Raw genomic sequence first — 13,226 nt, forward strand, 5'->3', positions numbered from 1 at the left:
GGTGTGGGGAAAGCGGGGAGGGGATGGGGGGTTGAAGGGATCCCGGAGGGATACTGCCTGCTCGGTGGGGCCCCCGGGTTTTCGATGTGTAACACGATGCGATGCCGTTACCGAACCGATCCCCGTCCACGGGGCGCGGCGCCCTCGGCGGCGGCTTCGGAGGCGAGCGCGCGACGCCGGGCCACCCGGGCCAACCGCTTCGCGTCGGGTCCGGCGCCCGCCGGCCGGGGAAGCGTCCGGCGGGCGCAGTCGAGGGCCGGCCCGCTGCGCGGGTCGGCGAAGGCCATCGAGCCGCCGGCGCCGTCGTGGCCGAAGGAGTCCGCGCCGGGGAGCCGCGGGCCGACCATGAAGCCCGGGCCGTGGGCCCGGTATCCGCCGACCACCGCGTCGTGGCCCATCACCTGTGGCCGGGCGACCCGCGGCACCCCGATCCGCCCCGGCAGCGGGGGACGCCCGTCGAGGCCGTCGACGGCGGCCGCGTACCTCCCGGCCGGCCCCCGGGCGGAGGCGACCGCGCCGACCGAGGAGGGGCCGGACGCCCGGATCACCCGTTCGCGGGGCAACGGCTCCAGCGGCACAGCGCGTTCCCGTTGCACGCCGTGCCGGCGAGGCCGTCGTCGGCCGTCGCGCGCCCGGGGCCGCCGGTGTCGTCCGGGTGCCCCGGGACGGGCGGGGGCGGGAGCGGCGCCGGGAAACGGTGGTCGAGTTCGGCGGGCAGGCCCGGTCGGAAGTCCGGGTCCCGGGGCGCGGATCCGCTCCTCGTACAGTTCGCGCGGGGTGGTCCCGGAGGCGCGCCGGACCACCTCGCCGGCCGGCGCCCGATGGGCAGGGCGTGGTAGCCGAAGGTGGAGCCGGCCCGACACCAGGGGCGAGGGGCACCGACCCGCTCGGCGACGATCCGGTCCTCGGCCGGTCCCCCCGTGGTGAAGCCGCCCTCCACCCCGATGGCGCCGGCACGATGGGGGAACAGGTCCCGCGGGCTCACCCCGCCCTTCCTCCCGGCGGCGAAGGCGGGCCACCGGTGGCGGAACCTCCCGATCGGCGTCGAGGGTGCCGTCGGCGAGCAGGAGGGCGACGACCAGGAAGGCCGTCCCCTTGGCGGAGGAGTGGACGGCGAGCAGGGAGTCGCGGTCGATGCCCGGGCCACCCGCCAGGTCCACCACCCGCTCCCCGCGCAGGTGGACGGCGGGTTGGGCGGCGTGAACGGGGGTCTCCCGCAGCAGGGCGGCGCGCTCCTCGACCACCGGCTCGAAACCGGGGGCGACCTCCCCGACGGGGACGGAGGGGTCCGGGTCGGCGCCCGAACCCCTCCCGGCGGACATCGCGGTGTTCCCCGGGGCGCGGGGACCGGAACCCGTGGTGGTGCTCATCCCTCGTCCTCCCCGGCCGCCGACGTCTCCGGGCGGCTCGCGGAACATGACCCACCGGACTCGCCCGGAATCACACGAAAGGGTGAGGAACGAAACGGTGGGACCCCCGGGTCACCCCCGCGAACGGGCGCGGAAGGCGGCCCGCCGCGCCTGTTTGGCGATCCGGCGGTCGGGGTGCAGTCGGCTCATCGCCTCCAGCACGTCACCGGTGGCCGGGTGGTCCACCCGCCAGGCGCGGTCGAAGAAGTCGGCGTGGTGGCCCACCAATCCGTCGACCAGTTCACGCAGGTCGTTCTCCTCGTCGAACTCCCCTGCGGCGAACCCCGGCGCGCGGGCCCCGACCCGGGCGGCGAGGGTGTCCACCGTCAGCCAGAAGACCATCTCCTCCGACGGCGCGGGCACCCCCTCGACCCCGTGCTCGGTGAGCCACACCCGGGCGAGACCGCCCAACTCCGGGTCGTCCAGCACCTCGCGCAGCGCCGGAGCGGCCTCGGGGCCCAGGAGCGAGAGCACCGACTGGCACTCCAGTCGCCTGCCGGGAGCGGCGGCGTCCGTGCCCCGGGCGGCGGCCAGCAGTTCCCGGGCGGCCTTCTCCGGCTCGCGGCGGTCCAGCCATCCCCCGGCCTCGGAACGGGCCGCGTCCTCGGGGTAGGCGGCGAGCAGCGTCAGCAGCCGGGAGGCGTCCGCCTCGGCGGCCTCCCCGACGACGGGGGCGTCCATGCCGGCCTCCGAGAGGCGCCGCCGCATCGCGTACAGGCCGAGGGGCGTCAGCCGCAGTCGGCCGTATCGGCGCTCCTCCTCCTCGTCGGGGTGGAACCCGTCGGCATCCGGGTCACCGCCTCCGACGGGCGCGGAATCGGCGTTCGCGTCACTCGCCGGATCCCCCTCGCCGTCCTCGTCGGCCCCGGTGAGCAGGGTCGGGTCCATTCCCTCGTGATCGAGCATCCCGGTGGGGGCGAGGACCGCGAACTGCGAGTCCAACCGGGTCATCACCACCGAGACCTGCTCCAGCATCTCGAGATCGGGGGCCTCCGGCTCCTCGGGGAAGAGCAGTCCGGCCGCGACCACCGGCAGGGGCACCATGGCGTCGGCGGCGTCGGCGGGCGCGCTCACCGTCATCATGTAGAGCGCGGCCAGGGCCGCCTCCAGGAAGCCGTTGTCCTCCCCCACCCCGGCCAGGTGCGGGGTCTCCCCCGTCTCGTCCACCAGGGAGTCCTGCAGCACGAAGGCGGAGGCCACCTCGGCGAGTACGGCGTTCACCGAGCCGTACCAGCCGTCCAGCACCTCGGTCGGGGAGTCCGGCCCGAACCCGTCGAGGGCCGGGCCCGGGACGGCGCGCCGCGAGGTTCCCTCACCGACGATGCCGATCAGCCCGGTCTCGATCGCGAACGCCCACGCCTCGGCCGCCGTCGCGGGTCCCTCGGGCTCGTCGGTGAGGTCCAACAACTCCACCGCGCGGGCCAGGTGCTTCTCGGTCGGGTCCAGGTTCGGCTCGAGGGGGATGCCCTCCTCACCGCCGGCGTCGGAGTCGCGGACCGCCCCTTCCGGGACGATCAGCTCGCGGGCCAGCCGAAGCGCGCGGGAGGGCAGCGGGGCGGCGAGCACGGCAGCGGCCAGTTCGGCCTCCCGGGGAAGCCGCACGGGCGGCATCACGGCGGGCTGGTCACCGATCACAGTGGGGGAACTCCTTCTCACGGTACGAACACGGCGGGCCCAGCCTAGTGCGCCCTCCCACCTCCCGCGCGCCGTCGAAAGGAACGGCCCGGCGGGATCGATGACGATCCCGCCGGGCCGTTCGGCGTTCGGGGTCCGGGCCCGACGCGCCGTCAATCGTTGCTGTGCAGCGCGGCGTTGAGGCCGCCCCAGGAACCGGTGCGCTGGAGCACCTCGACGGTGCCGGTGGTGGAGTTGCGGCGGAAGAGCAGGTCACTCGCGCCGGTCAACTCCAGTGCCTTGACCACCGATCCGTCCGGGAGGGTGACCCGGGTACCGGCCGTGACGTACAGGCCCGCCTCGACGACGCAGTCGTCACCCAGCGAGATGCCGATGCCCGCCTCGGCGCCGAGCAGGCAGCGCTCGCCGATCGAGATCGTCTCCTTGCCGCCGCCCGAGAGGGTGCCCATGATCGACGCGCCGCCACCGATGTCGGACCCGTCACCGACCACCACTCCGGCGCTGATCCGCCCCTCCACCATGGAGTTGCCCAGCGTGCCGGCGTTGAAGTTGACGAATCCCTCGTGCATGACGGTGGTGCCGGAGGCCAGGTGGGCCCCCAGCCGCACCCGGTCGGCGTCGCCGACGCGCACGCCGGAGGGCACCACGTAGTCGGTCATCCGGGGGAACTTGTCGACGCCGGTGACGATGAGCGGTACGCCGCCCGCGCGGGCGGCGAGACGGGCGTGGTCCACCCGGTCGATCGGCACCGGGCCGAGGTTGGTCCAGGCGACGTTGGCGAGCAGGCCGAAGACGCCGTCCAGGTTCTGGGTGTTGGGTCGCGCCAGTCGGTGGCTGAGCAGGTGCAGCCGCAGATAGGCGTCATGGGCGTCGACGGGCTTGTCGGCCAGCGAGGAGATCACGGTGCGGACCGCCACCACCTCGACCCCGCGGCGGGGATCGGGACCGAGGGCGTCGAGGGCGGCTTCGCCCAGCAGTTCGCCGGTCCGATCGGCGGAGAGCCGCTCGGTGCCGGTCGGACCCGGCTCATCGAGGAGTTCCGGGGCGGGGAACCAGGTGTCCAGGACGGTGCCGTCGGTGGTGAGGGTGGCGAGGCCGGCGGCCACGGCGCCGGTGGTGGAGTGAGCACGTGCGGTCATGGGGTCACGCTAACCGGCGGCCCGCCCGGGTCGCGAACCGGTCCCGCCTTCCCGATCCGCGCGTCCGGTGCCGGCGATCCGCGCCACCCCGGGGGACGGGGCGGTGGGACCCCGCGACCCCGGGCGGGACCCGGAGGGGTTCCGGATCCCGCCCGGGGTCGCGTTCCGCGCGGGCGCGGGGGCCGTCGGTGCGTCAGCCGATGACCGCCTCCACGGCCGGCGTGGTGCCGAAGAGCCGGCCGAGGGCCCCCAGGTTGTCCCGGGTCACCTTCCACAGCCACCGCTGCCGGTCGTGCACGTCGGCGACCGTGGCCTCCTGGTTCGCCAGCAGGTCGCGGGCGCGCTCGGCGAGCAGGTCGCCGAGGTCGCGCTCGTGCACCGAGACGCCCCATTCCGGGCGGTCGATGTCACTCAGGAAGTACGCCAGCTTCGGGTGCGAGATCAGGCTGATGATGGGCGTCCCGCAGCCGAAGGGGATCATCCCCGCGTGGCCGCGCATCCCCATCACCAGCCGGGTGCGGGCGTACTCGGCCAGGATCCGCGGGGTGTCCCAGTCGTACATGGGGTCCACCGGCAGCGTGATGCCGTGCACCCGGCGCAGGTCGAACACGAACTTCTCGTCGGTGACGGCGTGCGCGGCGTACCGGACCTCGACCTCCTCCCCCAGGATCCGGATCGCCCGGGCCATCTGGGCCAGGAAGTGCTCGTAATCGTGGCCGAAGCGCAGACCGGACCGGTCGAAGGCGCAGTTGACCATCACCGTGTCGGCGCGTTCGGCGGGGTCGCGCCACCCGGGCACGATCTGCCGGGCCACCGTCGTCGGGCAGGGTTGGAAGACGACCTTCTCCCGCAACGCGGCCGGCAGCAGCGCGCGCACCCGCTCGACGGAGCCGTGGTTGCGCAGGCCGAGGAAATCGGCCCGCTCGACCAGGGTGCGCAGGCTCTCGGTGAAGCGTTCCCGGGCGTACGCCTGTCCCTCGAAGGCGTTGTACCCGACCGCGAACACCGCCAGGGGCACCTCGATGGCGCGCATGGTCTCGTCGGTGACGTTCCACTGCCAGGCGCTGTGACCGTTGGGCGAGGTGTCGGGGATGAACAGGCCCCCGCCGCCGACCACCAGGCCCCGCCGCCGGTTGATCCGGGCCAGCGCGGCGGCGTCCACGTGCCGGTGGACGTGTTCGGGGTGCCAGGCGCCGGGGCCGATGTCGGGGCCGAAACAGCGCCGCACGGCGTCCGGGAGCACCTTGTCGCCGGCGTTGCCCTGCTGGTCCATGTAGAACGCCACGTGGGCCAGCTGGCGACCGGCCCGCTCGTCGTCCGCGGTGTCGGCGGGGGGCGCCTGCGCGGTGCGCCGGTGCAGGATGCCGCACATGCGGTCGGTGGGGTCGGCGGCCAGTCCGGCGAGGGCGTACCGACGGGCCCCCTCGTCGTCGTGCAGCACCCAGCGCAGCTGGGCCAGCCGGCCCATCGCCTTGGGCGTCACCGGTGGGGAGGCCGCGGCGAGCAGCAGGTGGGCCTCCGCCTCGGCGTACCGGGAGTCCGCCATCAGGGCCTGTCCCAGGAGGGCGTGCGTGCGGGCCCGCTCGGCGGGGACCCGGACGCCCTCCAGCACCGTGATCGCCTCGCGGTAGCGCCCCAGTTCCAGCAGGGCCGCGGCGACCTGCTGCGCGGTGCCGGGTCCCGCGCCGACCGCGAGCGCGCGGCGACCGAGGTGGGCCACCAGTTCGGGGTGTTTCTCGCCGGGCAGGGCGAAGAACTCCGCGTGGAAGTCGGCGTCCGGGAGGTCGTGGCGCCGCCAGACCTCCTCGGCCGCCTCGTAGCCGATCTCGCCGCCGCTCCACGGCTTGTGACGGCCGGTGAAGTGCAGGATCGCCACGTCCTCCGGCACCGGCCTGTTGCCCGACAGGCGTCGCTTGACGAAGTTGTAGCGGGGGTCGAGGCGCACGAAGTCGCCCTCGAGGAGGGCGTTGAGGATGCCCTGGTCGTGCTTGTCCAGTTCGTACGCGCCGGAGCGTCCCATCCGATCGATCCGCTCACAGAACTCGTCGGTGAGGTGGTCGCGCTGGATGACCAGCAGGCCGCTGTTGAGCTTGTCCCGCCCCTGGAAGAACTGCGCGACGGCGCCCAGTCCCTCCCGCATGGTCAGCAGTTCGGAGATGTCCCCCGGCACCACCATGTCGGTGTCCAGGGTGATGATCGTGTCGTAGTCCCGGATGCCGAAGACATCGAGGATGAAGTACGCCTTGCGCACCAGGTAGTTGTGCGGGTCGCCCTTCACGAAGTCGGCGTAGTGCTCGTCCCGGACCCGGCGCAGCACGATCCGGGGGTGGAGGGCCTGGATGCGCTCCACCGAGGCCGGCCGCAGGTCGTCGTGGAGGACCACGAAGTCCTCGCACACCCGGGGGTTGGACAGCGCGAGGCTGCGCAACAGGACGAGGAAGCCCGGCAGGTAGTTCTCGTCGACGTACGAGGCGAAGGCGATACGGCGCTTGAGGGGTTGGGTCGCGACCGCGGCGGCGGTCCCCGTCGGGGTCGTGCTCATCGGAGGGCGATCCTCATCTCATCGGCGTGGCGGGCCCGCTCCATGATCCACTCGCGTTCCCGCCGGTACTCGTGGACGGAGGTGATCGGCAGCTTCATCGCGCCCTGGAGGCGATAGGCACCCGAGGCGTAGAAGTCGAAACCGATCAGGTCCAGGCGCGGGTTGACGTCCAGGAAGTCCAGCAGCCACAGCATGTTGAATCCGCTGGTGGGGATCGAGGGCCACTCCTCCTCGGTCACCCGGCCGATCTCGCGGACCGGCCAGCGCAGGCTCCGGTCGTTTACGTGCCGCTGGGCGCCCGGCACCAGGCGCCGGCGTACGGACTGCAGCCAGGCCCCCTGCTTGCCCCCGAAGACCAGCCGGGTGTCCACGGGTACGTCCCAGTTGAAGTTGTGCTTGTGGATGGTCGCGTGGATGTCCGTGCGCCGACCGGTGTTCGGGGCGTCGACACGGAAGGAGTTGAAGCGGACGACGAGGTCGTAGTCGTCGATCTCCTTGCCCATCCCACTCGTCGCGACCCGCTGCGAGTTGGCCACCAGGCAGACGCTCCTACCGGTGATCAGGTTGCGGAAATCGCTCAGCCCGATCACCGAGGTGTCGCCGAGCAGCGGATCGGGGGTGGATTCCCGGGCCAGCAGCCGCCGATGGGTGGAGTACATCTCCACGAGCCGGGGATCGGCCAGGGGGTCGAAGCCCTCCGACCCGGCGGGGGGGCGGTGGTCGAACACGGCGGTCAGCGCCTCGCTCAGCTCACCGAGCGGACGATCCGCCGCCAACATCGCCGCCGAGGCGGCGATCAGGTGCTCCGCCGCGCCGGCGAGGTCACCGGCGTCCCGGGCACGGCCGGCCGCGGCCCGCGACTCGGTGGGCGGGGCGGCGGTGTGGCGGGCGGCGCCGGGGCAGGCCCGCAGCAACTCCGCGACACACTTCTCCAACTGCTCCCGGCTCTCCCGCAACGCGGTGATCCGGGCACCGGTGCCGACATCGTCGATGGTGCACAGAGCCAGATAACGACCGTGGGCCTCGACGGCCCCCCGGTCGTCACCGAGCGCCTCCAGCACCCGCGCGCGCAGTCGCCAGCCGGCCCGGGAGCCCTCCCGGGCGCCGAGGACGGTGTCGGTCACCCGACGGGCGAGCTCCAGGGCCTCCGGGACACCCGTGTCCACCGCGGCCTGCCCGACCCGCAGCAACCCCTCGAAGACGGCCGGGTGCTCCTTGGGCCAGCGGTTGTCGTCGGCGAGGAGGACGCCGGAGCGTGTCGGATCGGTGAGCGCCTCTGCGTAGGCTGCCAGCAGCGCCCGGACCGCCTCACCGAGGCCGGCCCGGGCGGGGTCGGCGTTGCCGACCAGCTGGCCCCCGACGACGGCGCAGTCGGCCATCCGTTCGGCCAGGGCGGACGCCTCGGCCCGCCCCTCCCCCGCCGACGCGGATTTGCGTCGCGTCGACCTTCCGATTGTGAACTGCACCAGCACTCCTCCCCACACGCCGGGGTCCCGGCGTCGGCTGAACCGCAGCGTAGGAGCGGGCTGTGACGCGATGCGGTGCGTGGGGTGTACGGAGGGTGAACGGGATTCCACGACCGGGATGAAGAGTCGGCGGAGGGCAGTCGAATTCCCCGCGAACCACCGGCGGACCGGGGCCGACGTGTGCCTGCCGGCCCCGGATGTCCCCGCCGGGTGTCCCGCCAACACGAGGCCCCACCGGTCCGGGGGACCGGTGGGGCGGGACGGGCCGACGGCACCCGTCCGGATGGGTCCCCGGAGGGACCCTCAGACGTTGAAGCCCAGGGCCCGCAACTGCTCCCGACCGTCGTCGGTGATCTTGTCCGGACCCCACGGGGGCATCCAGACCCAGTTGATCCGCAACTCCTTGACGAGCCCCTCGGTGGCCGTCCGGGCCTGGTCCTCGATCACGTCGGTGAGCGGACAGGCCGCGGAGGTGAGGGTCATGTCGATGGTGGCGATGTTGGCGTCGTCGACGTGCACCCCGTAGATGAGGCCGAGGTTCACGACGTCGATGCCCAGCTCGGGGTCGACGACGTCGTAGAGCGCCTCGCGCACCTCCTCCTCGGAGGCCGGGGTGATGGTGGTCTCGGTCATGGGATCTCCCGATTCTGATGATTCACCGCGCCGGCCCGCGCGGTCACTTCCCGCCGCCCGCCCGCGCGGACGCGTTCTCCCCGCCGCCCGCCCGCGCGGTCACTTCCTCCCCGCCGGCCGCTTGCGCGGTCGCGTCCTTCCAGGCCATCCAGCCCAGCAGTGCGCACTTCACCCGCGCCGGGTACTTCGACACCCCGGCGAAGGCGACGGCGTCCTGGAGGATCTCCTCCATCTCGTCGTCCGGCTCGAGCCGCCCCCTGGACTGCATCAGCTCCAGGAAGGACTCCTGCACCCGCCGCGCGTCGGCGATCGTCGTGCCGACCAGCAGTTCGTTCAGGACCGAGGCACCCGCCTGGCTGATGGAACAGCCCTGGCCCTCGTAGCTGATGTCCGCGATGGTGTCGCCGTCCAGCCGGACTCGCAGGGTGATCTCGTCACCGCAGGTCGGGTTGACGTGGTGGACCTCGGCGTCCCCCTCACGCAGGCCCCGGCCGCGCGGGTTCTTGTAATGGTCCAGGATCACGTCCTGGTACATCGATTCCAACTTCATCGCGTCATCCTCGCGCTCCGGCCACGACCCCGTCGGGTCGCACCGCTGTCACGGACGGTGGGGCACCCGACCCATCGGATGCCCGTGGCGTCAACCGAAGAAGTCGCGGACATGTTCCAGACCCTCGACCAACGCGTCCACCTCACCCGGTGTGGAGTACAGGTAGAAGGAGGCCCGGGTGGTCGCCGGCACCCCGTAGCGCAGGCACACGGGACGGGCGCAGTGGTGTCCGACGCGCACCGCGATCCCCAGCTCGTCGAGCACCTGCCCCACGTCGTGGGGGTGGATGTCCCCCAACGTGAAGGAGATCGACGCGCTCCGGTCCCGGATGTCGGTCGGGCCGATGATCCGCAGGTCGGGCACGGAGGCCAGCCGCTCCAGGGCGTAGGCGGTGATCGCGTGCTCGTGGGCCTCGATCCGCTCCATCCCGATGCCGGACAGGTAGTCGATGGCCGCGCCCAGTCCGACCGCCTGCGCGATCGGCGGGGTGCCCGCCTCGAACTTGTACGGGGCCGGGGCGTAGGTGGAGGAGCTCATCGAGACGGTCTCGATCATCTCCCCGCCGCCCAGGAACGGCGGCAGATCCTCCAGCAGCTCCTGCCGACCCCACAACACGCCGATGCCGGTGGGACCGCACATCTTGTGACCGGTGAAGGCGACGAAGTCGGCCTGCAGCGCCTGCACGTCCAGCACCTGGTGCGGTGCCGCCTGCGAGGCGTCGATGAGCACCAGCGCGCCGACCTCCTGGGCCCGGCGCACGATGGTCTCCACCGGGTTGACGGTGCCCAGGATGTTGGAGACCAGCACGAACGAGACGATCTTGGTCCGTTCGGTGATGACCTCCTCGATGTTGGAGAGGTCGAGGCGGCCGTCGTCGGTGAGACCGAACCACCGCAGGGTCGCGCCGGTGCGCTGCGACAGCAGCTGCCAGGGCACGATGTTGGAGTGGTGCTCCATCTCGGTGATGACGATCTCGGTGCGCTCGTCCACCCGGTAGGGGTCGTCCGCCCAGCCCAGCATGTTGGCGACGAGGTTCAACGACTCCGAGGCGTTCTTGGTGAAGATCACCTCGTCACGGCTGGGCGCGTTGATGAAGGCCGCGACCCGGTCACGGGCGCCCTCGTACAGCGCCGTGGCCTCCTCGGCGAGCACGTGTACGCCACGGTGGACATTGGCGTTGTGCCGCTCGTAATACGTGGTGAGGGCGTCCAGCACCTGGCGCGGCTTCTGCGAGGTCGCCGCGTTGTCCAGGTAGACCAGGCGCCGACCGTCGTGGACCGTGCGGTCCAGAGCGGGGAAGTCCTTGCGGATCGCCTCGGTGTCGAGGAGGCCGGTCAGCTGCGTCACGCCCCCTCCTTTCGGTAGCTCGCGGGGCCCGTCCCGCGGTACGGGACGGGCCGCTTCGGTTTCGGTGTCCCGACGACCGATCGGTCGTCGGGACGCCCCCGCGGCGCGGGGCCGCGCGGGGACTCACGCGGAGGCGCTGCCCTTGACGTAGCGCTCGTAGCCCTCGGCCTCCAGCTGGTCGGCCAGCTCGGGGCCGCCGGACTCCACGATCCGCCCCCTGGTGAAGACGTGCACGTGGTCGGGCTTGATGTACCGCAGGATACGGGTGTAGTGGGTGATCAGCAGGGTGCCGACCTCACCGCCCTCCCGGACCCGGTTGACGCCGTCCGAGACCACCCGCAGGGCGTCGATGTCCAGGCCGGAGTCGGTCTCGTCGAGGACCGCGATCTTCGGCTTGAGCAGCTCCAGCTGGAGGATCTCGTGGCGCTTCTTCTCACCGCCGGAGAAACCCTCGTTGACGTTGCGCTCGGCGAAGGAGGGGTCCATCTCCAGCCGGGCCATCGCCTCCTTGACCTCCTTGATCCAGGTCCGCAGCTTCGGGGCCTCGCCCCGGATCGCGGTGGCGGAGGTGCGCAGGAAGTTGGAGACCGAGACGCCGGGCACCTCGACCGGGTACTGCATGGCGAGGAAGACGCCGGCGCGGGCCCGCTCGTCCACCGACATCTCCAGCACGTCCTCCCCGTCGAGGGTGACGGTGCCGCCGGTGACGGTGTACTTCGGGTGACCGGCGAGGGAGTACGCCAGGGTGGACTTGCCGGAGCCGTTGGGCCCCATGATGGCGTGGGTCTCGCCCTGCTTCACGGTCAGGTCGACGCCCCGCAGGATCTCGGTGGAGCCGGTCTCGGTCTCGACGGAGACGTGCAGGTCGTGGATCTCAAGCGTTGCCATGGGGAACTCAGGACTCCTGGGTGACGGAGACGAGCACGGCTGCGCCGGGGCCGTCTCCTTCGATCTTGACAGGGTATACGGGAATGGGGCGCGAGGCCGGGGGCCCGGAGGGCTGCCCGGTCCGCAGGTCGAACATGGAACCGTGGAGCCAGCACTCGATCATGCAGTCCTCCACCTCGCCCTCGGAGAGCGATACGTTGGCGTGCGAGCAGATGTCGTGCACGGCGAAGACCTCGCCCCCGGTGCGCACGACGGAGATCGGCACGCCCTCGATCTCCACGCGGTGGGGGGTGTCCTCCCCGAGGTCCCCCAGCGCGCAGGCCTTCACGAAGCTCTCGGTGTTCCCGGCGGGCACGGCGCTCATCCGATGGACGCCTCGAGCTCGGCCTCCAGCTTGGCCACCAGCCGCTCCTCCACGTCCGGGACGCCGATGCGCTGCACCAGCTCGGCGAAGAAGCCGCGGACGACCAGGCGGCGGGCCTCCTCGGTCGGGATGCCCCGCGAGGTGAGGTAGAAGAGCTGCTCGTCGTCGAAACGGCCGGTGGCGGAGGCGTGGCCGGCACCGACGATCTCGCCGGTCTCGATCTCCAGGTTGGGCACCGAGTCGACCCGGGCACCGTCGGTCAGGACGAGGTTCCGGTTGAGCTCGTAGGTGTCGGTGCCGGTGGCGGCCGCGCGGATCAGCACGTCGCCGATCCACACCGCGTGCGCGTCACGCCCCTGCAGGGCGCCCTTGTAGGCGACGTCGCTGCGGCAGTTCGGGGCGCCGTGGTCGACGAACAGCCGGTGCTCGTGGTGCTGGCCGTTGTCGGTGAAGTACAGCCCGTAGAACTCCGCCTCGCCGCCGGGGCCGGTGTAGGTGACGCGCGGGTGCAGCCGCACCAGGTCACCGCCGAAGGTGACGACCACCGAGGTGAAGCGGGCGTCCCGGCCGACCAGCGTGTTGTGTTGGGAGCAGTGCACGGCGGTGTCGTCCCAGTCCTGGACGGAGACGACGGTGAGCTTGGCGCCGTCACCGACGACGAACTCGACGTTGGCCGCCCGCACGGTGTCACCGGTGTGGTCCAGAACGATGATCGCCTCGGCGAAGGGCTCCAGCTCGAAGACGGTGTGACCGAAGGTGACCCCGCCCTCGCCGTGCAGCGAGATCCGGATCGGCTCTGTGAGGACGCGCTCCTTCGCCACCGTGACCACGGTGGCGCTCTCGAAGGAACTGTAGGCGCGGGCGGCGACCCGGTCGACCGGCTTGCCGGCACGGCCGAGGCGGGCGTCGTCGCGTCCCACCCGCTCGACGGTCACGCCGTCGGGGGCGGTGATGTCGAACTTGACGGAACCGGCCGGGTCGGTCGGCTCGTCGTGCAGGCCGCGCAGGCGCTCGAGCGGGGTGAAGCGCCATTCCTCCTCGCGGCCCCGGGGCACCGGGAAGTCGGCCACATCGAAGGACGGCGGCGCACTCATCCGGGTGGCCACGGTGGAATCCGCGGCCACCGCGATGGATCCGGTGGTGGTGGCACCGGCCGGAAGGGTCTGGGCCTCAGCCATGGCAGTCGTCGTGCTCGCTTTCTGGGTCTGCGGGTCGGCGCCGTCGGCGCGGCGGGCGGTCGGCGAAGGGTTCTG

At 72.3% G+C, this 13,226-nt stretch carries 11 protein-coding genes; all 11 read right to left on the reverse strand.

What is annotated here, in order from left to right; all coding sequences use genetic code 11:
- Nucleotides 1-107: 107 nt before the first annotated feature.
- On the reverse strand, nt 108-1,370 hold the full coding sequence (locus LZF96_RS21785) for a serine hydrolase (RefSeq protein ID WP_233875659.1): 1,263 nt from the start codon (nt 1,368-1,370) through the stop codon (nt 108-110).
- A gap of 111 nt (nt 1,371-1,481) precedes the next feature.
- Nucleotides 1,482-3,044 carry a hypothetical protein gene (locus tag LZF96_RS21790; protein WP_308294260.1) on the reverse strand — a complete coding sequence of 521 codons (1,563 nt, stop codon included), beginning with the start codon at nt 3,042-3,044 and terminating at the stop codon, nt 1,482-1,484.
- 152 nt (nt 3,045-3,196) lie between these two features.
- Nucleotides 3,197-4,183, reverse strand: a complete 987-nt coding sequence (dapD, locus tag LZF96_RS21795) for a 2,3,4,5-tetrahydropyridine-2,6-dicarboxylate N-succinyltransferase (RefSeq protein ID WP_233875661.1) — start codon at nt 4,181-4,183, stop codon at nt 3,197-3,199.
- Nucleotides 4,184-4,376: 193 nt separating this feature from the next.
- A complete protein-coding gene (locus LZF96_RS21800; RefSeq protein WP_233875663.1) occupies nt 4,377-6,725 on the reverse strand; it encodes a glycosyltransferase in 2,349 nt (782 codons plus the stop codon).
- Complete coding sequence (locus tag LZF96_RS27170) at nt 6,722-8,191, reverse strand: glycosyltransferase family 29 protein (protein WP_233875665.1); 1,470 nt, start codon at nt 8,189-8,191, stop codon at nt 6,722-6,724. The genes LZF96_RS21800 and LZF96_RS27170 overlap by 4 nt, the downstream gene beginning before the upstream one ends.
- Nucleotides 8,192-8,494: 303 nt before the next feature.
- A complete protein-coding gene (locus LZF96_RS21810) occupies nt 8,495-8,824 on the reverse strand; it encodes a metal-sulfur cluster assembly factor (protein WP_233875667.1) in 330 nt (109 codons plus the stop codon).
- A 43-nt stretch (nt 8,825-8,867) separates the two neighbouring features.
- On the reverse strand, nt 8,868-9,374 hold the full coding sequence (gene sufU / locus LZF96_RS21815; RefSeq protein WP_233875669.1) for a Fe-S cluster assembly sulfur transfer protein SufU: 507 nt from the start codon (nt 9,372-9,374) through the stop codon (nt 8,868-8,870).
- A gap of 90 nt (nt 9,375-9,464) precedes the next feature.
- Nucleotides 9,465-10,721 (reverse strand): cysteine desulfurase, encoded by a 1,257-nt coding sequence (locus LZF96_RS21820; protein WP_233875671.1) that lies wholly within the window; start codon nt 10,719-10,721, stop codon nt 9,465-9,467.
- Nucleotides 10,722-10,844: 123 nt separating this feature from the next.
- Nucleotides 10,845-11,609, reverse strand: a complete 765-nt coding sequence (gene sufC / locus LZF96_RS21825; RefSeq protein WP_233875673.1) for a Fe-S cluster assembly ATPase SufC — start codon at nt 11,607-11,609, stop codon at nt 10,845-10,847.
- A 7-nt stretch (nt 11,610-11,616) separates the two neighbouring features.
- Nucleotides 11,617-11,973 carry a non-heme iron oxygenase ferredoxin subunit gene (locus LZF96_RS21830; RefSeq protein ID WP_233875676.1) on the reverse strand — a complete coding sequence of 119 codons (357 nt, stop codon included), beginning with the start codon at nt 11,971-11,973 and terminating at the stop codon, nt 11,617-11,619.
- Entirely contained in the window at nt 11,970-13,151 is a 1,182-nt protein-coding gene (gene sufD / locus LZF96_RS21835) for a Fe-S cluster assembly protein SufD (RefSeq protein WP_233875678.1), read from the reverse strand. The genes LZF96_RS21830 and sufD overlap by 4 nt, the downstream gene beginning before the upstream one ends.
- Nucleotides 13,152-13,226: the final 75 nt, after the last annotated feature.

Source organism: Streptomyces sp. ST2-7A (genome assembly GCF_021390475.1).
Lineage (GTDB): Bacteria > Actinomycetota > Actinomycetes > Streptomycetales > Streptomycetaceae > Streptomyces.